The sequence below is a fragment of the Amycolatopsis sp. 505 genome (assembly GCF_031625235.1).
Classification (GTDB): Bacteria; Actinomycetota; Actinomycetes; order Mycobacteriales; family Pseudonocardiaceae; genus Amycolatopsis.
Genome location: NZ_JACKQP010000002.1, coordinates 480,762 through 502,873, shown reverse-complemented (window position 1 = coordinate 502,873; position 22,112 = coordinate 480,762). Strand labels below are relative to the sequence as shown.

Annotated in this window: 23 protein-coding genes; 17 read left to right on the top strand and 6 right to left on the bottom strand. The window is 70.9% G+C overall.

Annotated elements, in window-relative coordinates:
* The first annotated feature begins 30 nt into the window (after nucleotides 1–30).
* The 3 genes from folP to folK are packed head-to-tail and all read left to right on the top strand — an operon-like array spanning nucleotide 31 to nucleotide 1,668.
* Nucleotides 31–828: a dihydropteroate synthase gene (gene folP / locus H5965_RS09375; RefSeq protein WP_310969671.1), complete on the top strand. Its 798-nt coding sequence runs from the start codon at nucleotides 31–33 to the stop codon at nucleotides 826–828.
* Nucleotides 821–1,180 carry a dihydroneopterin aldolase gene (gene folB / locus H5965_RS09370; protein WP_043782376.1) on the top strand — a complete coding sequence of 120 codons (360 nt, stop codon included), beginning with the start codon at nucleotides 821–823 and terminating at the stop codon, nucleotides 1,178–1,180. Before folP ends, folB begins: the two co-directional genes overlap by 8 nt.
* Nucleotides 1,177–1,668 carry a 2-amino-4-hydroxy-6-hydroxymethyldihydropteridine diphosphokinase gene (folK, locus tag H5965_RS09365; RefSeq protein ID WP_310969066.1) on the top strand — a complete coding sequence of 164 codons (492 nt, stop codon included), beginning with the start codon at nucleotides 1,177–1,179 and terminating at the stop codon, nucleotides 1,666–1,668. Before folB ends, folK begins: the two co-directional genes overlap by 4 nt.
* A 538-nt stretch (nucleotides 1,669–2,206) precedes the next feature.
* On the opposite strand, the gene H5965_RS09360 is transcribed toward folK, so the two are convergent.
* Nucleotides 2,207–3,142: a MerR family transcriptional regulator gene (locus H5965_RS09360; protein ID WP_310969065.1), complete on the bottom strand. Its 936-nt coding sequence runs from the start codon at nucleotides 3,140–3,142 to the stop codon at nucleotides 2,207–2,209.
* A 61-nt stretch (nucleotides 3,143–3,203) separates the two neighbouring features.
* On the opposite strand from H5965_RS09360, the gene H5965_RS09355 reads away from it, so the two are divergent.
* From H5965_RS09355 to H5965_RS09325, 7 genes are all read left to right on the top strand, one after another.
* On the top strand, nucleotides 3,204–3,665 hold the full coding sequence (locus H5965_RS09355; protein WP_310969064.1) for a DUF3180 domain-containing protein: 462 nt from the start codon (nucleotides 3,204–3,206) through the stop codon (nucleotides 3,663–3,665).
* A gap of 69 nt (nucleotides 3,666–3,734) precedes the next feature.
* A complete protein-coding gene (locus H5965_RS09350; protein ID WP_310969063.1) occupies nucleotides 3,735–6,134 on the top strand; it encodes a DUF6779 domain-containing protein in 2,400 nt (799 codons plus the stop codon).
* 257 nt (nucleotides 6,135–6,391) lie between these two features.
* Nucleotides 6,392–7,495, top strand: a complete 1,104-nt coding sequence (locus H5965_RS09345; protein WP_310969670.1) for a PrsW family intramembrane metalloprotease — start codon at nucleotides 6,392–6,394, stop codon at nucleotides 7,493–7,495.
* A gap of 89 nt (nucleotides 7,496–7,584) precedes the next feature.
* The gene (locus H5965_RS09340; protein WP_396136888.1) at nucleotides 7,585–8,544 is read left to right on the top strand and encodes a Rossmann-like and DUF2520 domain-containing protein; all 960 of its coding nucleotides are present in this window, start codon (nucleotides 7,585–7,587) and stop codon (nucleotides 8,542–8,544) included.
* Nucleotides 8,541–9,446 (top strand): pantoate--beta-alanine ligase, encoded by a 906-nt coding sequence (gene panC / locus H5965_RS09335; protein WP_310969060.1) that lies wholly within the window; start codon nucleotides 8,541–8,543, stop codon nucleotides 9,444–9,446. The genes H5965_RS09340 and panC overlap by 4 nt, the downstream gene beginning before the upstream one ends.
* A 9-nt stretch (nucleotides 9,447–9,455) precedes the next feature.
* Nucleotides 9,456–9,953 (top strand): aspartate 1-decarboxylase, encoded by a 498-nt coding sequence (panD, locus tag H5965_RS09330; RefSeq protein ID WP_310969058.1) that lies wholly within the window; start codon nucleotides 9,456–9,458, stop codon nucleotides 9,951–9,953.
* A gap of 5 nt (nucleotides 9,954–9,958) precedes the next feature.
* Nucleotides 9,959–10,735: a type III pantothenate kinase gene (locus H5965_RS09325; protein WP_310969055.1), complete on the top strand. Its 777-nt coding sequence runs from the start codon at nucleotides 9,959–9,961 to the stop codon at nucleotides 10,733–10,735.
* 10 nt (nucleotides 10,736–10,745) lie between these two features.
* Here H5965_RS09325 and H5965_RS09320 read toward each other — a convergent pair whose 3' ends face one another.
* Nucleotides 10,746–10,919, bottom strand: coding sequence for a DUF6640 family protein (locus H5965_RS09320; protein WP_310969053.1), 174 nt, complete (start codon nucleotides 10,917–10,919; stop codon nucleotides 10,746–10,748).
* 5 nt (nucleotides 10,920–10,924) lie between these two features.
* The gene (locus H5965_RS09315) at nucleotides 10,925–11,677 is read right to left on the bottom strand and encodes a class I SAM-dependent methyltransferase (protein WP_310969049.1); all 753 of its coding nucleotides are present in this window, start codon (nucleotides 11,675–11,677) and stop codon (nucleotides 10,925–10,927) included.
* Between the two features lie 77 nt (nucleotides 11,678–11,754).
* Here H5965_RS09315 and lysS point away from each other — a divergent pair, with 77 nt between their 5' ends.
* Together lysS and H5965_RS09305 are read left to right on the top strand one after the other, a co-directional pair.
* The gene (gene lysS, locus H5965_RS09310; protein WP_310969046.1) at nucleotides 11,755–13,266 is read left to right on the top strand and encodes a lysine--tRNA ligase; all 1,512 of its coding nucleotides are present in this window, start codon (nucleotides 11,755–11,757) and stop codon (nucleotides 13,264–13,266) included.
* 145 nt (nucleotides 13,267–13,411) lie between these two features.
* Nucleotides 13,412–13,762, top strand: a complete 351-nt coding sequence (locus H5965_RS09305) for an Lsr2 family protein (RefSeq protein WP_020641935.1) — start codon at nucleotides 13,412–13,414, stop codon at nucleotides 13,760–13,762.
* A gap of 7 nt (nucleotides 13,763–13,769) precedes the next feature.
* Here the strand turns inward: H5965_RS09305 and H5965_RS09300 are convergent, their stop codons facing one another.
* Nucleotides 13,770–13,895: a hypothetical protein gene (locus tag H5965_RS09300; protein WP_310969044.1), complete on the bottom strand. Its 126-nt coding sequence runs from the start codon at nucleotides 13,893–13,895 to the stop codon at nucleotides 13,770–13,772.
* Nucleotides 13,892–14,752 (bottom strand): helix-turn-helix domain-containing protein, encoded by an 861-nt coding sequence (locus H5965_RS09295; RefSeq protein WP_310969043.1) that lies wholly within the window; start codon nucleotides 14,750–14,752, stop codon nucleotides 13,892–13,894. Before H5965_RS09295 ends, H5965_RS09300 begins: the two co-directional genes overlap by 4 nt.
* A gap of 34 nt (nucleotides 14,753–14,786) precedes the next feature.
* Here H5965_RS09295 and H5965_RS09290 point away from each other — a divergent pair, with 34 nt between their 5' ends.
* Complete coding sequence (locus H5965_RS09290) at nucleotides 14,787–15,356, top strand: TIGR03086 family metal-binding protein (RefSeq protein WP_310969041.1); 570 nt, start codon at nucleotides 14,787–14,789, stop codon at nucleotides 15,354–15,356.
* Nucleotides 15,357–15,789: 433 nt separating this feature from the next.
* Here H5965_RS09290 and H5965_RS09285 read toward each other — a convergent pair whose 3' ends face one another.
* On the bottom strand, nucleotides 15,790–16,614 hold the full coding sequence (locus tag H5965_RS09285) for a (2Fe-2S)-binding protein (protein WP_310969039.1): 825 nt from the start codon (nucleotides 16,612–16,614) through the stop codon (nucleotides 15,790–15,792).
* 359 nt (nucleotides 16,615–16,973) lie between these two features.
* Here H5965_RS09285 and H5965_RS09280 point away from each other — a divergent pair, with 359 nt between their 5' ends.
* The 4 genes from H5965_RS09280 (at nucleotide 16,974) to H5965_RS09265 (ending at nucleotide 22,112) form a co-directional block, all read left to right on the top strand.
* Nucleotides 16,974–19,529 (top strand): ATP-dependent Clp protease ATP-binding subunit, encoded by a 2,556-nt coding sequence (locus tag H5965_RS09280; protein ID WP_310969038.1) that lies wholly within the window; start codon nucleotides 16,974–16,976, stop codon nucleotides 19,527–19,529.
* 100 nt (nucleotides 19,530–19,629) lie between these two features.
* On the top strand, nucleotides 19,630–19,995 hold the full coding sequence (locus H5965_RS09275; RefSeq protein WP_310969036.1) for a type II toxin-antitoxin system RelE/ParE family toxin: 366 nt from the start codon (nucleotides 19,630–19,632) through the stop codon (nucleotides 19,993–19,995).
* Between the two features lie 3 nt (nucleotides 19,996–19,998).
* Nucleotides 19,999–20,361 carry a helix-turn-helix domain-containing protein gene (locus H5965_RS09270; RefSeq protein ID WP_310969035.1) on the top strand — a complete coding sequence of 121 codons (363 nt, stop codon included), beginning with the start codon at nucleotides 19,999–20,001 and terminating at the stop codon, nucleotides 20,359–20,361.
* 59 nt (nucleotides 20,362–20,420) lie between these two features.
* Nucleotides 20,421–22,112: an Hsp70 family protein gene (locus tag H5965_RS09265; protein ID WP_310969034.1), complete on the top strand. Its 1,692-nt coding sequence runs from the start codon at nucleotides 20,421–20,423 to the stop codon at nucleotides 22,110–22,112.

Here is a 22,112-nt window from a genome sequence, read left to right as displayed (position 1 = left end):
GGGCTTCCCGCGCCCGGCCGGTGCGTGGTGATGGGCGTGCTGAACGTGACGCCCGATTCCTTTTCGGACGGTGGCCGCTACCTCGGGCTCGACCAGGCGCTGGAGCACGCCCGCGAGATGTGGGCGCGCGGGGCCGACCTGATCGACGTCGGCGGCGAGTCGACGCGGCCGGGAGCGTCCCGGGTGGACGCCGCCACCGAGCTGCAGCGCGTCCTGCCGGTGATCAAGACGCTCGCCGCCGAAGGGGTGGCGCTGTCGGTCGACACCACGCGGGCCGCCGTGGCCGCCGCGGCGCTCGAAGCCGGCGCGCACGTCGTCAACGACGTCTCGGGCGGGCTGGCCGATCCGGACATGGCGCGCGTCGCGGCCGACGCCGGGGTGCCATGGGTGCTGATGCACTGGCGCGGGCACAGCAAGGACATGCAGGCGCTCGCCGAGTACGAGGACGTCGTGGCCGACGTGCGCGCCGAGTTGCTGTCCAGAGTGGACGCGGCGCTCGCGGCCGGCGTCGCCGAGAGCGCGATCGTGCTGGACCCCGGGCTGGGTTTCGCGAAGAACGCCGAGCACGACTGGGCGTTGCTGCGTGGTTTGGACTCGTTGCTGTCGCTGGGTTTCCCGGTGCTCGTGGGCGCCTCGCGCAAGAGGTTCCTCGGCCGCCTGCTGTCCGAAAAGGACGGAACACCGCGTCCGCCGGATGGCCGGGAGGACGCCACCGCGGCGATCTCCGCGCTCGCCGCGGCGGCCGGCGCGTGGGGCGTGCGGGTGCACGAGGTCGGGGCTTCGCTGGACGCGGTCGCGGTGGCCGCCGCTTGGAGGACGGATGGCTGACCGGATCACGCTGACCGGTTTGCGCGTGTTCGGGCGCCACGGCGTGTTCGAGCACGAGAAGCGGGACGGCCAGGAGTTCGTCGTCGACATCACGGTGTGGCTGGACCTCGGGCCGGCCGCGGCGTCGGACGACCTGACGAAGACCCTCCACTACGGCGAGCTGGCCGAACTGGCGGCGGGGATCGTCGCGGGCGAGCCGTACGACCTGATCGAGAGCGTCGCGGGCAAGATCGCCGACGAAGTGATGCGCGACGAGCGCCTGGGCGCGGTCGAGGTGACGGTCCACAAGCCGTCGGCGCCGATCCCGCTGACGTTCGACGACGTGGCCGTCACGGTCCGGCGCGACCGGTGAGCCGCGCGGTCCTGTCCCTCGGTTCCAACCTGGGCGACCGGCTGGGCTTCCTGAACCTGGCGCTCGACGCCGTCCGGCCGGCGCTGGTCGCGGTGTCGAGCGTGTACGAGACGAAGGCCTGGGGAGTGGAGGACCAGCCGGACTTCCTCAACGTGGTCTGCGTGGTCGACGACCCGGCCCGCGACCACTGGGCCTGGCTCCGGACGGGCCAGCAGGCCGAGCAGGCGGCGGGCCGGGTCCGCGAGCTGCGCTGGGGCCCCCGGACCCTCGACGTCGACGTGGTCACAGTGGACGGCGTGACGTCCGCGGACCCCGAGCTGCTCCTGCCCCACCCGGGAACCCCGGACCGCGCGAGCGTGCTGGTGCCGTGGGTGGAGATCGAGCCGGACGCGGTGCTGCCGGGCCACGGCCCGATCGCAGCGTTGCTCGCCGCTCGGCCGGCGGATGACGTGGCCACGGTGCGCCGCACGGACCTCGCACTGCGCTGACTTCCCCTGTGGACAACTTCGTGGGGCTGTGGACAACCTTGGTTCGGTTGCCTGGGATTGTCGGTGCTCGCGGGTAGCGTTGAAACCGGGGGCTTTGCCCGGAGGTGTAGCTGGCTTGGGTGGGTGCGAGGTCGCTTTGTTCGGTGCCCACCACCCCGAAGCCGTGATTGTGACTACGGCCGGTGGTGCCGCGTCAAGGCGGGAAAGCGTGCCTTGACCCGGCGCCACCGGCCGTGTTCGGGCTTCGGATCGGGGTGGTGGGGGAGGTCTGGGCTGGGTGCCGGTTTGGGTGGCCGCGTGCCGTTCGGGGCGCCGGCGCAGGCGCCGGGGCAGGCCGAGCCGAAGCCCGTGCCGTTCGGGGCGTGGGCGCCCGGGGTAAGGCCGAGCCCGAGCCCGAAGCCCGTACCGGGCCGTGCCGTGCCCGGCACGGCCGAGCCCGGCCGGGCTTTCGATGGTCGGAAAGGTTACTCATCGGTGAACCGGTGGTGACCGTTACCGATCGCCGCCGGTCCGTCGCCGAGCTGTTGTTCCCGTGCGCTCAGCCGCGCAGGGCGTCGATCATGAAACGGACCGCCGGCTGGGCCGTGGGGACCGGGGGCCAGCCGTTGATCGTGGCCAGCAATTGCCAGTAGCGCTCCGCCCGGGGGTCTCCGCTCATCGCGAACCGGTCGGCCAGTTCCGCGCGGAACTCCGGCGATGCCGGGTCCTGGTCCGGCCGGGCCGAGGCTGCCGCCAAGTCCGCCGCAAGCGTTTGCCCCGTCTGCGACGTCGGCGATTCGCCCGCCGTCACCGCTGCCTCCGCTCGGGAGACCCAGACCGGCCAGTTCTCCTGCCAGGCCGAAGCCGGCTGGTGGAACTCGCCGTCCTCGATCTGCTTGGCCTGGGTTTCGCTCATGTGGCGGATCAACGCCCGGAACTCCGGGTCCTGGACCAGCTCGGCGAACTCGATCCAGGCCTCGAGCTGCTCCGGTGTCGGGTCGTCGGGCAGCTCCGGCTTGCCCGACCGCATCCGGCGGTAGAACTCCTGGTCGATGTCGAGTCCGGCGACCATTTCGTCCCAGAACTCGTCGACCAGCCGCTTGCGCTCCTCGTCGGACATCGACGCGAGACGGTTCATCAGGTTCACTTCCTCCAGTTCGGAATTGCGCTTGGCCACCGCGCGCAGCACCGCCCGGCGCAGCCGCAGCCGCCGGATCTGCTCGTCGAGCGCCTCCACGTGCCGGACCGCGAGCTCGCCGACCGTCGTCGACTGCGACAGCGCGGCGGAGACGTCGGCGAGGCCGAGACCCAGCTCCCGCAGCGTGCGGACCAGCTCCAGGCGCGCCATCGCGGCCGCGTCGTAGAGGCGGTAGCCGGCGTCCGTCCGCTCGGTTGGCGGCAGGAGCCCTTCGTCCGAGTAGAAGCGGATCGTCTTGACCGGCAGGCCGGTCCGCCGGGACAGCTCGCCGATGGTGAAGGTTGCGGTGGTGCCCACAAAACGCATGATGAACTCTCCAGTCGGTGGAGAGTCAACTCTTCCACGGTACGGTTGAGGCATGCACTTCACCCGGCCCCGCGACCTGGTGGTCGCCGGGCTGCTCGGCCTGGGCCTCGGCTACCTGCTCTTCCAGACGGCCTACGGCTCGCTGCCGCAGCTGCCGCTCCTCGCCGGCGTCACCTTCGCCGTGCTCGCCGTGATCGAGGTCGTGCTGGCCTTCTCGATCCGGTCGCGCATCAAGAACGGCCGGATCGTCGGCGCGATCGGGGTAGCCCGATCGGTGGCCCTCGCCAAGGCTTCGTCACTCGCCGGCGCGTTCATGGCGGGCGCCTGGCTGGCGGCGCTCGCCTATCTTTTTCCCCGACGTGACGAACTCGTCGCCGCGGTCCTCGACACGCGTGCCGCGGCGGTCGGCGCGGTGTCCTCGGCGGCCCTGGTAGCAGCGGCTTTGTGGCTCGAACACTGCTGCCGGACCCCGCAGGACCACGATCGTGAGCGCACCCGCGGGACGACCGGTTAGCGCTGGAATCCCACCGCTCGCTGGACCGAGTAGGTCTCGTTCGGATTACGAGCAGGTACGGTGTCAGTCATGACCGGCGTGGGTGACGACTCGCGCGGCCGCCTCTTGGGCAGGCCGTGGCTCGTTGTCGGCTTTGTCCTCGCCATCGGAGCCACCCTCGCACTGGTGCTCAGCGACGATCTCCGCTATCTCCGGCTCGGGATCGTCGCGGCCCTCTGGGCCGCCCTGATCGGCGCTTTCCTCGCCGTGAAGTACCGCAAGAGCGCGGCACAGAGCGAGGACGCGGTCGCCGAGGCGCAGGCTGTGTACGAACTGGAGCTGGAACGCGAGATCGCGGCCCGGCGCGAGTACGAGCTGGAGATGGAGGCGGAGAACCGCAGCGCCGCCGACTCCAAGGGCCGCGAGGAGCTGGAGGCGCTGCGCGCGGAGGTGTCCGCGCTGCGTGACAGCCTCCAGTCGCTGTTCGGCGGCGAGGTGCTGCTCGAACGCGTCGCGCTGACCGCGCAAGCGACCCGGATGCGCAAGCTCTCCGACGAGAACCGCCTGATCCCCGACGCCGCGCCGAAGAAGAAGCCCGCCCAGCTGATGGCCGGGAAGAAGCCGGTGGTCGAGGGCGGCGAGCGGCCGACCGAGCTGATCGACCGCGTCCTCGACGAACGCCGTCGCAAGGCCTCGAACGGCAAGCCCGCGAACGGCAAGGGCCTCGGCAAGGGCAAGGGCTTCGGCGGCAAGCCGGTCCCGAAGGCGCCGGCGAACGTCTCCGTGCAGAGCACCCAGCAGATGGCCCGGCCGAAGCCGCTGAGCGAGCGCCGTCCGCCGGTGCCGCCGGTCGACCCGGCGCTGAACGCCGCGCAGCGCGAGCTGAAGGCCGCCGAGCTGCGGGCCGAGGCGGCGCGCCGGCAGGCCGAGTCCCAGCCGATGCGGCTGCCGAAGCAGGACGAAGTCGCGAAGCAGCCCGAGCGCCGTCCGGAGGCCGCTGCCGAGCCGACGCGCCGGGACGTCCCGCGGCCCCCCGCTGACCCGAAGACCGAAATCCGGCGTCCGCAGGCGCCGGAGCCGAAGACCGAGATCCGCCGCCCGCAGCCGCCGGAGCCGAAGACGGAAATCCGCCGTCCCGAGCCGCCGCCCGCGCGTCGGGCCGAGCTGTCGCGGTCGGACATCCGGCCCGTCGAGGTGTCGCGTCCGGACATCCCGCGGGTCGAGATGTCGCGTCCGGACCTCCCGCGGGTCGAGGCCCCGATGCCGCGGCCCGAGGCGCCGCGGCCGAACGCCCCGCGGGCCGAAGCGTCGCGTGCGGACATTCCGCGGGTCGAGATGTCGCGGCCCGACATCCCGCGCGTGGAGATGTCGCGTCCCGATATCCCTCGAGTGGAGATGTCCCGCCCGGACATCCCCCGTGTCGACATGTCGCGCGCGGACATCCCGCGGGCGGAGATGTCGCGTCCCGATATCCCGCGGGTGGAGATGTCGCGTCCGGACATCCCGCGCGTGGAGATGTCGCGTCCCGATATCCCGCGGGTCGAGATGTCCCGTCCGGACCTCCCGCGCGTCGGCGGCCAGCCGAACGGCGCCCGCCCGGATCCGCGGAAGGCGCCCGAGCCGCCGCGGCCGGCGCCGGGGCGTCCGGCGGCCAGCGTGCCGCCGCCGAAGCCGTCGGAGATGTCGCGGTCGGACATCCGGCCGGTCAAGGACCTGAGCGCGGCCTTCCAGAACCGCGACGACTTCGCCGAGCGCCAGCGCCCGAACCGGCCGAAGCCGCCCGAACCGAAGCCGCCGATGCCGCGGGACGCCGCCGCATCGCGCACGGACCTCCCGCCGGTCGTCCCGCCGACGACGCCGGTGCCGAGCAACAAGCCGGCGCCGCGGCAGCCGTCGCGCACCGATCTGCCGCCGGTGGTGCCGCCGACCACGCCGGTCCCGGCCGCCGACAGCCGCCGTCCGTCGCGGCTGGAGCAGTTCTCGCGGGCCGACATGTCGCCGATCCTGGAGGAGCCGCCGTCGCGGCACGGCGGTTCGCACCGCGCGCCGGCCGCGGAGGCGGCCAAGGCGGAGTCGCCGATGGCGAACCCGACGCTGCCGGAGTCGGTCCGCAACTTCCAGGGCCGCTCGGGCGGCCGCCGCCGCAAGCCGGAGGACTCGCAGCAGATGCCGGCGGTGCCCGCCGCGGCGCCGGAGCCCCCGGGCGGAGGCCGCCGCCGCCGTCCGGACGGTGAACCCCCGGCTTGGGAGGGCATGGTCGCGGAGCGGGCCTCGATGTCCCGCCGCGGAATGGCCCCGGTGGACCCGGCGGACGTCGAGCAGCCGCAGAACGGCAACGGCCACAACGGAGCCCGCAACGGCCGCCGGGCGGCGCCCGAGCCCGCCCCGGGCAGCGGCTCGCACGCGGCGGGCCGCTCGGTGAGCGAGCTGCTCGCGGCCAACGGCGGCACGGGCGCGACGCCCCGCCGCCGCCGGCGCGCGGAGGACTGAGGCGCCCCAAGTGCCGCGAATGACTCATTCGGGACGTCGGAGGTCCCCAATGAGTCATTCGCGACAGCGCGGGGCCGCCGCACGGGCAGCTCGTCCCGGAGCGGGCCGGTCAGGCGTGCGCTCGCGCGAGAAACCGCAGCGGGAGCTGAGGCGGCATTCCGGTCCCCGCGGCCACTTGCGTAGGGTGACCCGCTGTGAGCGGAACCCTCTCGCCCGCGACGGGACTTGATCGCGGACGGCGGCCTCGCCGGGTCACCGTGCTGCTGCCGGTGCTCGGCCTCATCGTGGTGGCCCTGTGCGGCCTGTTCCTGTTCGGGCTCGCCACCGCGCGGGTGGGCCCGCTCGCCGTCACCATCGGCGTCCTCGCCGCGCTCGTGCCCGTGGCCGGCGTGGTCGCCGGGTTCCTCTGGGTCGACCGGTGGGAGCCCGAGCCCGCCAAGTTCCTGCTGCTCGCCTTCGCCTGGGGTGCCTGCATCGCGACCGTCACCGCGCTGCTCATCAACACCACCGCCGAGGCCGTCGGGGAAGAGCTGCTCGGCACCGGCAACGGCAACACGCTCGCCGCGCTCGTCTCCGCCCCGATCTTCGAGGAGGCCGCGAAGGCCCTCTTCGTCGTGCTCATCCTGTGGCGGCGGTCCAGCGAGTTCGACGGCGTCGTGGACGGGGTCGTCTACGCCGGGTTCAGCGCCGCCGGGTTCGCCTTCACCGAGAACATCTACTACTTCGGGCGTGCCTTCGCCGACTACGGCTTCGGTGACGGGCACAGCCAGGGCGTCATCACCGCCTTCTTCCTGCGGGGCGTGCTCGCGCCCTTCACGCACCCGCTGTTCGCCGTGCTCACCGGCATCGGGATCGGCATCGCCGCGCGGACGACGACCAAGGCGCTCAAGTTCGTCGCGCCGGTCGCCGGGTACCTCGCCGCCGTCTGCCTGCACGCCCTGTGGAACAGCGCCGCGCTGCTCGGCGGGTCGAAGTTCCTCACCGTCTACTTCCTGATCATGCTGCCGCTCTTCCTCGGCGTGGTCTACCTGGTCGTCCTCCAGCGGAAACGGGAACAGCGGATCATCGCCGCCGCGCTGCCGCACATGGCCGCCGCGCGGTGGATCGCGCCGTCGGAGGTCGAACTGCTCGCCAGCCTGCCCGGCCGGCGGGCCTGGCGCCGCCAGGCGAAACGGCAGTCCGGCAAGCAGGCCGCGAAGGCGGTCGCCGTCTACCAGGCCAGCGTGACGGAGCTCGCGTTCCTCGACCGGCACCAGCTCACCAGCGACTCCGACCGGCAGCGCCAGCAGGAGCTGCTGCACACCCTGAAGGCCGCCCGCGCGGAGGCGACGCGCCTCGCCGACGAGGCCGCCCGCGGGTGACCCGGTCCGGGTGAAGCTGGTCACCCGGGCTCAACGGCGCCCGCTCGCCCGAGTTAGTCTCGCGCCGTCGTCCGGTACCCGGAGCGGGACTGGAACGAGAGCAGAGGGAGTCTGCCAACCATGAGCGTCCACAGGCGCACGCCATGATGAGGCCCGCCCGCCTCGCGGTCGGTGTCGTTTCCGCCGGCCGGGTGGGCAGCGTGCTCGGCGCCGCGCTGGCGCGGGCGGGGCACCGGGTGGTCGCCGCGTCGGGCCTGTCCGCTTCGTCGCTGGCCCGTGCCGAACGCCTCCTCCCGGGCGTGCCCCTCCTACCGCCCGACGAAACCGTCCGCCGGGCGGACCTGGTGCTGCTCGCCCTGCCCGACGACGCGCTCGCCGGGATGGTCCGCGGGCTCGTCGCCACCGAGTCGCTGCGGCCCGGCCAGATCGTCGTGCACACCTCCGGCGCGCACGGCATCGACGTCCTGGCCCCCGCGGCCGAGGCCGGCGCCCTGCCGCTCGCCCTGCACCCGGTGATGACGTTCACTGGCCGCGAGGAGGACCTCGAACGGCTGGCGGCCTGCAGCATCGGTGTCACGGCGGCCGAGGACGACGAAGCGGCGTGGCACGTCGGCGAGGCGCTGACCGTCGAGATGGGTGCCGAGCCGGTGCGGATCCCCGACTCCGCGCGAGCGCTCTACCACGCTGCGTTGGCGCACGGCGCAAACCACCTGATGACGCTGGTCGCCGACTGCGCGGACCTGTTGCGCCAGGCCGGAATCGGGCATTCCGAACGCCTGGTCGCGCCCCTGCTCTCGGCGGCATTGGATAATGTGCTGCGACACGGCGACCGCGCCCTCACCGGCCCGGTCGCGCGTGGCGACCTCGGCACCGTCCGCAAGCACCTCGCGGTGCTGGCGGACCGGGCGCCGGACGTGGCGCCGGCCTACCGGGCGCTGGCCAAGCGCACGGTGGCGCGTTCGACGGCGGCCGGGCTGCTGGACACCGCGGCCGCCGAAGACCTCACCGAACTCCTCGACGATCCCGCCGAAGGGCACCAAGACCAGTGACCACACCGAAATTCAGCCGCGGCACGTTGAACACGTTCGCGTCGCCCGAGCACGTGAGCCAGGTCAGCCGGGCGTTGCACGGCGTCGGCCGCAAGCTGGCGCTCGTGCCGACCATGGGCGCGCTGCACGCCGGGCACCGCGAGCTGATCCGCCGCGCGAAGCGGCTGCCGAACACCGTCGTGGCCACCTCGATCTTCGTGAACCCGCTGCAGTTCGGCGCGGGCGAAGACTTCGAGGCGTACCCGCGGCCGCTGGAGGCGGACCTCGACATCCTGCGCGAGGACGGCATCGAAATCGCGTTCACGCCCAGCGCGGACGCCCTCTACGCCGAGGGCGCCGTGGTGACCGTCCACCCCGGACCGCTCGGCGAAGAACTCGAAGGTGCGGTCCGGCCCGGGCACTTCGCGGGTGTGCTCACCGTCGTGGCGAAGCTGTTCAACCTGCTGCGCCCGGACTACGCCTTCTTCGGCGAGAAGGACTACCAGCAGCTGGTGCTGATCAAGCGGATGGTGCGCGACCTGAACATCGACACGCGCGTCATCGGCGTGCCGACCGTCCGGGAGCGCGACGGGCTCGCTTTGTCGTCGCGCAACGTCTACCTGACGCCTGAGCAGCGCGAAGACGCCATCGTCCTGTCGGCCGCCCTCACCGCGGGGGCGTTCGTCGGCCGGGACGGGGCGGAGGCGGTCCTCGAGACCGCGTGGAAGACCCTCGCCGCGCGGCCCGCGGTCGAGGTGGATTACCTGGAGTTGCGCGGAACCGACCTCGGGCCCGCGCCCGTCGATGGTGAAGCACGACTGTTGATCGCGGCCCGGGTGGGGAGTACCCGGCTGATCGACAACGTTCCGGTCCTGCTCGGCGCCGCCGTCGAGCACCCGGAGCGGCTGGACGCAGGGGAATAGGAGTCCACGATGTACCGCACGATGCTCAAGTCGAAGATCCACCGGGTCACCGTGACCCAGGCCGACCTGCACTACGTCGGTTCGGTGACGGTCGACGAGGACCTGATGGAGGCCGCGGACCTGCTGCCGGGGGAACAGGTGTCCATTGTGGACGTCACCAACGGGGCGCGGCTGGAGACCTACGTCATCAAGGGCGAACGCGGCAGCGGGGTGCTCGGCATCAACGGGGCCGCGGCGCACCTGGTGCACCCGGGTGACCTGGTCATCCTCATCTCGTACGGCCAGATGGACGACGCCGAGGCGGCGACCTACCAGCCGCGCGTGGTGTTCGTCGACGCGGACAACCGGGTCGTCCACCGGCACACCGACCCCGGCCACGCGCCGGAAGGGTCCGGGCTGCTGTCCGGCACGGTGACCCTGCCCGCGGACGAGGAGACCGCGATCTTCCCGGTCGCCGAGACGGCGGACGCCCGCCGCCTCGACGCGTTGCTGCACGCGGAAAGCTGACCCGCTTGCTGCTCACCGTCGATGTCGGCAACACGAACATCGTCCTGGGCCTGTGGTCCGGGACCGACCTCGTGGGTGACTGGCGCATGCGCACGGACGCGCGCATCACCGCCGACGAGCTGGCGTTGACGGTCCGCGGGCTGCTCGGCCCGCACGCGGACGCGGTGACCGGGATCAGCGCGTTGTCGACGGTGCCGGCGGTGCTGCGCGAACTGCGCGTGATGCTCGGCCGGTACTACGCCCGGATCCCGAAGATCGTCGTCGAGCCGGGCGTGCGCACGGGCGTGGCGCTGCTGGTGGACAACCCGAAGGAGGTGGGCGCGGACCGGCTGGTGAACACGCTGGCCGCGCACCACCTCCACAGCACGGCGTGCGTGGTGGTCGACTTCGGCACCTCGACCAACGTCGACGCGATCTCCGCGCGCGGCGAGTTCCTCGGCGGTGCGTTCGCCCCGGGGATCGAGATCTCGGTGGACGCGCTGGCGTTGCGGGCGGCGGCGCTGCGGAAGGTCGAACTGGTCCCGCCGCGGTCGGTGATCGGCAAGAACACGGTGGAGTGCCTGCAGTCGGGGATCCTCTACGGCTTCGCGGGCCAGGTCGACGGCCTGGTGCGCCGGATCGTCCGCGAGCTGTCGCCGGGCGGGACGGAGAAGGTGGCCGTGCTGGCCACGGGCGGCTTGGCCCCGCTGGTGCTGGACGAGTCGGAGACGATCACCGACCACGTCCCGGAGCTGACGCTGCTCGGCCTGCGGCTGGCCTACGAGCGCAACATCCGGCCCTGAACCCCCGCCGTCAGCCGCGGGCCAGCCGGCGCCACAGCTGCCACAGGCTGGTGGCGCCGAGCGTCAGCCCGAGGCTCATCGTCTGGCCGTTGTGGAACTTCGCGTGCGGTGGCCAGGCCGGGTTGAACACGTGGGTTTCATTCCACTCGGCGCAGTGTGCAACCTCGGGTTGGATCGAGGTCAAGGAAGTCACCGTCGTCGCGCGCGCAGGACCGTGGTGACCAGCGGCAGGTCGAACTCGCCCTGCGCGGTGGCCGGATTCGCGGCCAGGAACTTCCGGAGCCGGCCGAGCAGGGCCGCCGACTCCTCCGGGGCGGAAACGATCACCTTCGAATACGTCGCGATCGTTTCCAGCAGGGTCTCCGCGGTGCGCCGTTGCGTATGGTGAAACCGATCGATTTCGAATGATTCGAAGGCCGGGTGCGTCACTTCGCGCATATCTTCGACGCTCGCCGGGCGGCGGGCGCCGTCGCGGCCCAGGGTGGTGAACTCGGCGACCCACGGCACCGATTCGTCCTCGTAGTTCCACATCGGCACGCACACGCCGCCCGGGCGCAACACGCGGCCGATCTCCGCCAGCGCGACCGGCATGTCGAACCAGTGGAACGCCTGGCCGACGAAAACCGCGTCGACGGCGGCGTCGGGCAGCGGGATCCGTTCCGCCTCCCCCGCCAGGGCCGGTACCGACGGCACCGCCCGCTCGAGTTCCGCGCGCATTTCCGGGTCGGGTTCGACCGCGGTGACGTCGAGCCCGAGCGCGGTGAGGCCGAGGGTGAGCTTGCCGGTTCCGGCGCCGAGGTCGAGCACCCGGCGCGGGGTGCCGGCCGCCCCGGAAAGACCCCACTCGATCGCGGCCCGCGGGTAGCCGGGCCGGTGCCGGGCGTACTCGGCGGCCCGGCTGCCGAAGGAAGAAGCGCGCTGACCTCGGGTGGGATCGCTCACGCTGTCCAGGCTAATCGAGTAAAGGTAAAGGTAATCCGGTTGGCGTAGCGGTCCGCCGGGTTCGTACCCTATGGGCCATGACCGAAAACCCCGCTTCCACCAGCGAGCCCGCCGAAGACGAACTGCCCGAGCAGATGCGGGTGCGCCGGGAGAAGCGCGACCGGATCCTCGCGGAGGGTATCGATCCCTACCCGGTGGAGGTACCCCGGACGCACTCGCTCGCCGAGGTGCGCGCCGCGCATTCCGGGCTGCCCGCCGACACCGCCACGGGCGAGCAGGTCGGCATCACCGGCCGGGTGATGTTCCTGCGCAACACGGGCAAACTGTGCTTCGCGAGCCTCCGCGAAGGCGACGGCACCGAGCTGCAGGCGATGATCAGCCTGGCGAAGGTCGGCGAGGACGCGCTGGCGGCCTGGAAGTCCGACGTCGACCTCGGCGACCACGTGTTCGTGCAGGGCGAGGTCATCACGTCCAAGCGCGGCGAGCTTTCGGTGATGGCCGACGCCTGGCGCATCACGTCGAAGGCGCTGCGCCCGCTGCCGAACGCCTTCAAGGACCTGGCCGAGGAGACGCGGGTCCGCCAGCGCTACGTCGACCTCATCATGCGCCCGCGGGCGCGGGACGTCGTGCGCACGCGCGCCGGCGTGGTCCGGTCGCTGCGGGAGTCGTTCCACCGCCGCGGGTTCACCGAGGTCGAGACGCCGATGCTGCAGACGCTGCACGGCGGCGCCACGGCCCGCCCCTTCGTCACGCACTCCAACGCGTTCGACATGGAGCTGTTCCTGCGGATCGCGCCGGAGCTGTACCTCAAGCGCTGTGTCGTCGGCGGCATCGAGAAGGTCTTCGAGATCAACCGCAACTTCCGGAACGAGGGCAGTGACTCGTCGCACTCGCCGGAGTTCGCGATGCTCGAGTACTACGAGGCGTACGCCACCTACGACACGAACGCGGTGATGACGCGGCAGCTGATCCAGGAGGCCGCGCAGTCGGTGCTGGACACGCAGGTCGTCACGCTGCCGGACGGTTCGGAGTACGACCTGTCCGGCGAATGGACCACGCTCGGAATGTACGAGTCGTTGTCCGATTCCCTCGGCGAAGAGGTGACGCCGGAGACGCCGGCCGCCAAACTGCACGGATTCGCGCAGGCCAGGGGCCTGGAAGTGGATCCGAAGCTCGGGCACGGGAAGCTCGTCGAGGAACTGTGGGAACACCTCGTCGGAGATCATCTGCACGCACCGACGTTTGTCCGTGATTTTCCGCTGGAGACGTCGCCATTGACGCGGCAGCACCGCTCCCGGCCCGGCGTGGCCGAGAAGTGGGACCTCTACGTGCGCGGATTCGAACTCGCCACCGGATACTCCGAGCTGGTCGATCCGGTCGTCGAACGGGAACGCCTCACCGAACAGTCGCTGCTGGCCGCGCAGGGCGATAGCGAAGCCATGCGGCTCGACGAGGATTTCCTGCGGGCCCTGGAGTACGGAATGCCGCCGAGCGGTGGCGTCGGAATGGGGATCGACCGGCTCCTCATGGCGCTGACCGGTCTCGGTATCCGGGAGACGATCCTCTTCCCGCTGGTGCGACCCGAATAACCCGGCCGTGTGAGGATAGCGGGCGGTTATGGATACGAGATTTGCGCTGCACTGCAGAAGCGGGTACTAATGTCTTAGACAAAGACTTCTGTCCCGGGGCTTGCCCCGTACCAGATCATTGAGTAAGCCCCGCAGGAGGAATCGGATGGCACAGAAGGTGCTCGTCTCGCTGGTCGACGACCTCGACGGTAGTGAGGCCGAAGAGACCGTCGAGTTCGGTTTGGACGGAGTCAGCTACCAGATCGATCTCTCCTCGGAAAACGCCGAGGAGCTGCGGGACGCGCTCGCTCAGTATGTCGAGCACGCGCGTCGTGCGGGCGGTCGCAAGCGCGCTTCGGTCCGTCCGGTCGCGGGTAAGGGTTCGGCTCGTCCGGCCGCGGTCGACCGCGAGCAGAACCAGGCCATCCGGTCGTGGGCGCGCAAGAACGGATACGCGGTTTCCGACCGCGGCCGCATCCCCTCCGAGGTCGTCGAGGCTTACCACAAGAAGAACTGAGGATTGTTCACGCCGCCGTCGGGCCGGCCGGCTGCAGGTCGCTGACCAGCAGTTGTGCGCCGGCGCGGGAGTGGTGTCGACGCGGGGTTTCGGAGAGCCGCCGGGCGAATATTCGCCCGGCGGCTTTCTTCATGTCCGATCGCTGTCCGGTTCCCGTTCGGTGGCACCGCGGGCGGTTCGGGCGTACTCGGCAGGCGACTGGCCGGTCACCGTCCGAAAATCGCGGATGAAGTGCGACTGGTCGCTATAGCCCAGTCGAACCGCCAGACCGGCGTAATCGGGTTGTCCTTCTGTGACGAGCCGCTGCGCTGCGTCATTGAGGCGGTATATCCGGATCGCCCACTTGGGCGGGACACCGACGTGTTCGGCGAACACGCGCTGGATGGAGCGGGTGGTTAGTCCAGTATCCGCGCACAGTTGCGCCACCCGGGTAATTCCCGGATCGCGCGCGATTGATTCCACCGCCTCCGCGGCCGCGCGCGCGGCCGGAGACAGCGGCACGGGATTTGCGATCAGCAAGTTGTCGACCGCACGAGCCATTTGCGCATCTCCGTCGGCGTTCTGCACCGATTCCGCGACCGCCGCGGCCGCCGGTCCGAAAACGTCGGTGAGTGGGACGGCGCGGTCGGCGATGTCACGTACCGGGCGCCCGAGGAACGCGCGGAAGGTGCCTGGCCGGAATCGCACGCCCAAGCCCTGGACGTGGCCGGTCAAGCGGTGCGAAAAGACGTCGCGGGCCGGGCCGTGGACGCCGGAGGCGCCTGGGAAGAACGTGACGTGCACCGAGAGGTTCGGCAGCACCCGCTGCTCGTAGGGTGGTTTGCCGCGCAGGTCCCACCGCAGGATCCAGTGGTATTCGACGAATTCGGCGAGTTCCGGCGCGGGCGGGTGCCGGGTCAGCGTGAACATCGTGCGCGCGGTGGCCTCGGCCACGATGCCGCGCGGGATCCGGTGCGTCACGGATTCACGGTAGCTGTCGCGTTCGTTCAAGACGCGCTCCTCGCCAGGGGTTTGGATCACCGGCATGACTGCTGCACTGATGCGCCCGGCCGCGGCCGAGTTCCTCCGGATCGCGACCGCGGTCCCCGACCTGAGCGCCCCGACCCCGTGCGCGGGCTACGACGTCCGCGGGCTCGTCAACCACCTCCTGTACTGGGGCCCCTGGCTGATCGCGGCGGGCCGGCGCCTGGACGCGCCGGCGCCGCTGACCGGCGAGGCGGAGGCGGCGCTGGTGACGGAAGACTGGCGGGCGGACCTGGAGAAGCAGACGGAGACGCTGGTCTCGGTGTTCGAGGAGCCCTCGGCGTGGACGGGGACGACATCGTTGGGCTCGGCTGCGATGCCGGCATCGGTGGTGGGATCGATGGTCCTGGGCGAGTTCGTGCTGCACGGCTGGGACCTGGCCCGGGCGAGCGGGGTCGAATGTGCGTACGCCCCGGAGGCGGCGACGGCGGTGTACGAGTCGGCGGTGGCGATGGGAGACCAGGCGCGTTCGATGGGGGTGTACGGGCCTGAGGTGGCGGTGGGGGACGGTGCGTCGCCGCTGGAGCGGGCGCTGGGAGCCGCGGGGCGGGATCCGGGGTGGACGGCCTGAGCCTGGCGTGCGCTCCGGCAAAGCCGGAGCGCTTTTTGCAACCATGTCACCGGCCCGAACGGCCAGACCTGCGCCCCACCCAGACCTCCCCCGCCACCCCGATCCGAAGCCAGCACCCGGCCGTAGTGACAATCGCGGCTTCGGGGTGGTGGGCACCGAGCAAAGCGACCTCGTGCCCGCCCAAGTCAGCGACGCCTCCGGACAAAGACCAGCCAGCAGAGTCGCTTCCACCGCAGCAGCGACCGAACTTGCCGGAGCCCTACCTAGGACCGGCGGGGGCTGGCAACGGCGGGGCCTGGCAAAGTCCTGCTGGTCCGGGCGCTTCGAAAGGTCGCGAATGACTCATTCGGGACCTCCGGCGTCCCGAATGAGTCATTCGCGACACCGCGGGCACGCCGGCGCGCTCGAGTCACCCCTGCCTGGGGAGGCAGAGCTACCGCGAACAGGTGCGCGGGCAGCCGTCACACTCGGACGACGACGGCAGCAGGTACGAAAAGCAGCAGCTCTCCCGCCGCCGCGTCCACTCGCGGTGCCCTTCCGGGCCCTCCTCCAGCCGCAGCGTCGATGCCGACGTCAGCGGTGGGTACCGCTCGTCGAGCACCAAAGCCGCGTCCGCGACCCCCGCGCCCTCGGCCTCCGGTGTTCCGCCCTGGCGGCCCGCCCACCACAGGGAGTTCTCCAGTGCGTCCGTCGCCGCGGCCCACAGCGTGCGGCGGCCCAGTCTGCTCACCGGCGCGTACACCCGTACGAACTTTGCCGCGTGTGCCAGGTAGCGCGCCCGCAGGACCGCCGCCAGGGCTCGCTCGTCGCGGACCACCGTGGCCTCCGGGCGGGCCGAGCCCGGGTCCGTCGGGAGGCAGTGGAACGCGTCACCCAGCAGGGCCATTCCGTCCGGGTGGGGGCGGTCGTCCGACAACCGGAACGCCAGCTCCGCCGGCGCGAGGGACGGCACCCGGCGCTCGTGGTGCCACAGCAGCGCGCCGACGTACGCCGGGACGTGCAGGTACCACGTCAGCACCCAGCTGGCCGTCGTGCTGTCCGGGGCCGCGGAGTGCTCCCGCACCAGCCAGTCGCCCAGGAGGCCGCGCCACTCGTCGAAGTGCGCGGGCGTCTCCAGCAGCTCCGAGCAGCGGATCCAGCCCGCCGGGACGTCGCTGCGCAGCTCGCTGCGTTCCTGCAGGCCGGCGATGCGCCGCAACGACGACGCGAGGCCGTCGCCGACCTCGCGTGCGTCGCGGAAGGACCGCTGCTGGTTCAACTGCGGCCCTCCTCAAGCGCCGTAGTGAATTAGGCGTGCCTAACCTTACAGGCTTCCGGGAGGTGCGCCAATCGGGTGGGGTACTCCCAGCTTGCGGACTGTTCGCGGTGAGCGGACACCGCGCGGATGGCGGAATCCGGATGGCGCTCCGCACGTTGTGCTTGACGTAAAGGTGCAGGGCAACCTGATGATGGGAGTACCCGGGAGATGCCACGTCCGGGTGCGGAAACGACCGCCGAGAGCCGTAGTGGTACGCCAGCGCGACGACTTGGCTACTAGAGTGGTCTCACGGTGCTGAATCCATCGCGGTGAAAGCACGATGGAAACGGGCCGCCGGCGCAGCAGTCGAGGGAGTGCACATGTTTGAGAGGTTCACCGACCGCGCGAGGCGGGTGGTCGTCCTGGCTCAAGAAGAGGCCAGGATGCTCAACCACAACTACATCGGCACCGAGCACATCCTCCTGGGTCTGATCCACGAGGGTGAGGGTGTCGCCGCCAAGGCGCTGGAGTCGCTGGGCATCGCCCTGGAGGGCGTGCGCCAGCAGGTCGAGGAGATCATCGGCCAGGGCCAGCAGGCGCCGAGCGGGCACATCCCGTTCACGCCGCGCGCCAAGAAGGTGCTGGAGCTGTCGCTGCGCGAGGCGCTGCAGCTCGGCCACAACTACATCGGCACCGAGCACATCCTGCTCGGCCTGATCCGCGAGGGCGAGGGCGTCGCCGCGCAGGTCCTGGTCAAGCTGGGCGCGGACCTCAACCGGGTCCGCCAGCAGGTGCTTCAGCTGCTCTCGGGCTACCAGGGCGGCAAGGAGTCCACCGAAACCGGTTCCGGCCGCGGTGAGGGCACCCCGTCGTCTTCGCTGGTCCTGGACCAGTTCGGCCGCAACATGACCGTGCTCGCCCGCGAGGGCAAGCTCGACCCGGTCATCGGGCGCGGCAAGGAGATCGAGCGGGTCATGCAGGTGCTGTCCCGCCGGACCAAGAACAACCCGGTGCTCATCGGCGAGCCCGGCGTCGGCAAGACCGCCGTCGTCGAGGGCCTCGCGCAGAGCATCGTCAAGGGCGAGGTGCCCGAGACGCTCAAGGACAAGCAGCTCTACACGCTGGACCTGGGCTCCCTGGTCGCCGGCTCCCGCTACCGCGGTGACTTCGAAGAGCGCCTGAAGAAGGTGCTCAAGGAGATCAAGACCCGCGGCGACATCATCCTGTTCATCGACGAGCTGCACACGCTGGTCGGGGCGGGTGCCGCCGAGGGTGCGATCGACGCGGCTTCGATCCTGAAGCCGATGCTCGCCCGCGGTGAGCTGCAGACGATCGGCGCGACCACGCTCGAGGAGTACCGCAAGTACATCGAGAAGGACGCCGCCCTCGAGCGCCGGTTCCAGCCGATCCAGGTCGGCGAGCCGTCGCTGGAGCACACGATCGAGATCCTCAAGGGCCTGCGCGACCGGTACGAGGCGCACCACCGCGTCTCGATCACCGACTCGGCGCTGGTCGCCGCCGCGACCCTGGCGGACCGGTACATCAACGACCGGTTCCTCCCGGACAAGGCGATCGACCTGATCGACGAGGCCGGCGCCCGGATGCGCATCCGCCGGATGACAGCGCCGCCGGACCTGCGCGAGTTCGACGAGAAGATCGCGAACGTCCGCCGCGACAAGGAGTCCGCGATCGACGCGCAGGACTTCGAGCGGGCCGCCCGCCTGCGTGACGAGGAGAAGACCCTCCTCGGCCAGAAGGGCGAGCGGGAGAAGCAGTGGAAGGACGGCGACCTCGACGTCGTCGCCGAGGTCGACGACGAGCAGATCGCGGAGGTGCTGGCCAACTGGACCGGCATCCCGGTGTTCAAGCTGACCGAGGAGGAGACCACCCGGCTGCTGCGCATGGAGGAGGAGCTCCACAAGCGCATCATCGGCCAGGAGGACGCGGTCAAGGCCGTCTCGCAGGCGATCCGCCGTACGCGGGCCGGTCTGAAGGACCCGAAGCGCCCGTCGGGCTCGTTCATCTTCGCCGGCCCGTCCGGTGTCGGTAAGACCGAGCTGTCCAAGGCGCTGGCCTCGTTCCTGTTCGGCGAGGACGACGCGCTCATCCAGATCGACATGGGCGAGTTCCACGACCGCTACACCGCTTCGCGGCTCTTCGGTGCCCCTCCGGGCTACGTCGGCTACGAAGAGGGCGGGCAGCTGACCGAGAAGGTGCGGCGCAAGCCGTTCTCGGTGGTGCTGTTCGACGAGATCGAGAAGGCCCACCAGGAGATCTACAACACGCTCCTGCAGGTGCTGGAAGACGGCCGCCTGACCGACGGTCAGGGCCGCACGGTCGACTTCAAGAACACGGTCCTCATCTTCACGTCCAACCTGGGCACTTCGGACATTTCGAAGTCCGTCTCGCTCGGGTTCGCCGGGTCCAACGACACCGGCACCCGGTACGAGAAGATGAAGCAGAAGGTCAACGAGGAAATGAAGAAGCATTTCCGCCCGGAGTTCCTGAACCGGATCGATGACATCATCGTGTTCCACCAGCTGACGCAGGAACAGATCATCCAGATGGTCGACCTGATGATCGGCCGGGTCGAGACGCAGCTGCGCGCGAAGGACATGGAGCTGGAGCTCACGGCGAAGGCCAAGTCGCTGCTGGCCAAGCGCGGCTTCGACCCCGTCCTCGGTGCGCGGCCGCTGCGCCGCACGATCCAGCGCGAGATCGAGGACCAGCTGTCGGAGAAGATCCTGTTCGGCGAGGTCGAGCCGGGTCAGATCATCCTGGTCGACGTCGAAGGCTGGAGCGGCAACCCGGAGGACAAGGACGACCAGGCGCGGTTCACCTTCCGCGGCGAGCGTCGCCCGTCGTCCATCCCGGACGCCCCGCCGGTGAGCATCGGCGCGGGCCACGAGGAGCAGAGCGAAGCCGAAGGCGAGTGATCGTCGCTTAGGACGCCAGAAGGGCGGTTCCCCGGATGGGGAGCCGCCCTTCTTTGCGTCTGGTGCGCGGCGGCTATAAGGCTTATATTATAGTTCTTGGATGGAATGGGAGATCGAACTTCACGACGAGGTCGAGCAGTGGTTCGTGAACCTGTGCCGTGAAGACCCGGTCTCTGCGGACCGGGTCGAAGAAGCGATCGACATGCTTGCCCGGGAAGGACCGCGTCTTGGGCGGCCGTTGGTCGACCGGATCAAGGGCTCGCACCTGCACAACCTCAAGGAGCTGAGACCGGCGTCCGCCGGGAGCAGCGAGATCAGGATCCTGTTCGCCTTCGATCCGGTGCGCTGTGCGTTGCTTCTGGTGGCCGGTGACAAGGCCGGGAACTGGAAGGGTTGGTACGAACAGAACATTCCCGTCGCGGAGCAGCGGTTCCGGGCCCACCTGCGAGCCGGAGAGAAGGGCTGAGTGATGAGCCGGTCGTGGAAGGAAGTCAAAGCCGAGAAGCTCGCCATCGACCGAGAGGCCGGTCGAGACGTCGATGCTGCGCGCATCGCGGCGCGGGAGGCGACCGAGGCTTATGTACTCGGGTTCCGCCTTGCCCAGCTCCGTGAGGACGCCGGTGTCAGCCAGACCGAGCTCGCCCGGCGCATGGGGGTCAGCCAGCCGAGGATCAGCCAGCTCGAACAGGGTGACCCGGGACAGATGGCGCTCGACACCCTTCGCCGCTACATCACGGCTCTCGGCGGCCGGATGCGGGTGGTCGCCGACTTCGAGGACCATGACGTCACCGTTTCGACCGCCCAGGGGGACCACACCGACGCGTGCGCCTGAGCGGAGCGGCGCCCCCGGCCCGTGAGACGATGCCCGCGGACCTTGGGAGGGGAATCCGCGTGGACGTGCTCTCGATCGACTTCGGGACTTCGAGCACGGTCGGCGTGCTCTCCGCCTTCGGGCGGGGGCCCCGGGCGATCGAGGTCGACGGGTCGGTCACCATGTCCTCCGCCGTCTACGTCAACGATGACGGCCTGCTCGTCGTCGGCCAGGATGCCGAGCGGCGGGCGCGGCTCGATCCCAGCCGGTTCGAACCGAACCCCAAACGCCGGATCGACGAAGGTGCCATCCGGCTCGGCGACGTCGACGTCCCGATCGCCGACGCCTTCGCCGCCGTCCTGCGGCGGATGGGTGAGGAAGCCGAACGGCAGCTCGGCCGCCCGCCCGCGCAGACCCGGATCTCGCACCCCGCCGGCTGGGGTGCCGACCGGCAGGACGTGCTGCGGGACGCCGCCGCGAAAGCACGGCTCGTCGATGTGCGGCTGATCCCCGAACCGGTCGCCGCCGCGGCGCACTACGCCAGTCTCGGGCGGCGGGGCGGCGGGCCGATCGGCGTCTACGACCTCGGGGCCGGCACCTTCGACTGCGCCGTCGTCGGGGTCACCCGGCAGGGCTTCACCGTGCTCGCCGAGGACGGCCTGCCCGACCTCGGCAGCCTCGACATCGACCAGGCGCTGCTCGTCCACATCGGACGCGAGGTGTCGCACGCCGATCCCGCGCAGTGGCAACGCCTCCTGCGGCCGCAGACCACCGCCGACCGCAGGACGCGGCGGGCGCTGCTGCAGGATGTCCGGGACGCCAAGGAAAGCCTCTCGCGGCACGCGCAGACCCACGTGCCGATGCCCGAGCCGTTCGGGGACGTGCTCGTCAGCCGGGACGAGCTCGAAGCGCTCGTGCGGCCCAGCCTGCTGCGCAGCGCCGAGCTGCTCGGCGCCACCATCCGGCGCGCCGGGCTCACGCCCGCGCAGCTCGCCGGCGTCTACCTCGTCGGCGGGCCGAGCCGGATGCCGCTGCTGGCCACCCTGCTCGGGCGGCAGCTCGGCGTCACGCCGACCACGCAGGACCAGCCCGAAACGGCCGTCGCGTTCGGACTCCACCACGTGCCGCTCGGCACCACCAGCGACCTCACCGTGCCCGCGTTCGCACCCGTCCGCCCGCCGGTGCCGCCGCCGCGGCCGCAACCCTGGTCACAGCAGGCGGGGCCACCGCGGCCGGCCCCGCCACCGGAACCGCGCCGGAAGCGCAAGCCCTGGTTCCTCGCGCTCGCCGTGCTCTTGGTCGCCGCGGTCGTGGCCACCGTCGTCGTGTTCGTCATCCGCGATCAGGCCGCGCGGGTCGCGGCGGACTGCACGCAGACGACCGAGCGCGACCGGGCCGGCTTCACCCCGTGCCTGCGCTTGCTGGCCGGCTCCGTCCCGGACCGGAGCACCTGCAAGGACAACGGCCACTTCGCCCAGCTGCTGGGCGCCCAGCTCTCGGTCATCTGCGCCTTCACGGGCGGCAGTGTCAGCTACTACCAGGGCGTGACCACCGAATACATCGAGGTGAACACGAAGCTGACGCCCGCCGGCCGCGGCACCTGGGACGGTGGCGGGCTGCACGGCGAGTACGTCGCCAGTGCCGACAAGAAGTCGTCGATCGTGCTTTTCGGCGTGGCCGAGCGCCGGGTGGCCGCGATCTACCTCACGGAACAACCCCGCCGCCTCGAAGAGCTGGTCGCCGGCTTCTCCAGCCAGGTCAAGCCGGCCTGA

Excerpts from the sequence above, each read along its gene's own strand:
- folP (WP_310969671.1), top strand. The coding sequence starts at position 31 with ATGGGCGTGCTGAACGTGACGCCCGATTCCTTTTCGGACGGTGGCCGC.
- folB (WP_043782376.1), top strand. The coding sequence starts at position 821 with ATGGCTGACCGGATCACGCTGACCGGTTTGCGCGTGTTCGGGCGCCAC.
- H5965_RS09355 (WP_310969064.1), top strand. The coding sequence starts at position 3,204 with ATGCACTTCACCCGGCCCCGCGACCTGGTGGTCGCCGGGCTGCTCGGC.
- H5965_RS09350 (WP_310969063.1), top strand. The coding sequence starts at position 3,735 with ATGACCGGCGTGGGTGACGACTCGCGCGGCCGCCTCTTGGGCAGGCCG.
- panD (WP_310969058.1), top strand. The coding sequence starts at position 9,456 with ATGTACCGCACGATGCTCAAGTCGAAGATCCACCGGGTCACCGTGACC.
- lysS (WP_310969046.1), top strand. The coding sequence starts at position 11,755 with ATGACCGAAAACCCCGCTTCCACCAGCGAGCCCGCCGAAGACGAACTG.
- H5965_RS09305 (WP_020641935.1), top strand. The coding sequence starts at position 13,412 with ATGGCACAGAAGGTGCTCGTCTCGCTGGTCGACGACCTCGACGGTAGT.
- H5965_RS09300 (WP_310969044.1), bottom strand. The coding sequence starts at position 13,895 with ATGAAGAAAGCCGCCGGGCGAATATTCGCCCGGCGGCTCTCCGAAACC.
- H5965_RS09290 (WP_310969041.1), top strand. The coding sequence starts at position 14,787 with ATGACTGCTGCACTGATGCGCCCGGCCGCGGCCGAGTTCCTCCGGATC.
- H5965_RS09280 (WP_310969038.1), top strand. The coding sequence starts at position 16,974 with ATGTTTGAGAGGTTCACCGACCGCGCGAGGCGGGTGGTCGTCCTGGCT.
- H5965_RS09275 (WP_310969036.1), top strand. The coding sequence starts at position 19,630 with ATGGAATGGGAGATCGAACTTCACGACGAGGTCGAGCAGTGGTTCGTG.
- H5965_RS09270 (WP_310969035.1), top strand. The coding sequence starts at position 19,999 with ATGAGCCGGTCGTGGAAGGAAGTCAAAGCCGAGAAGCTCGCCATCGAC.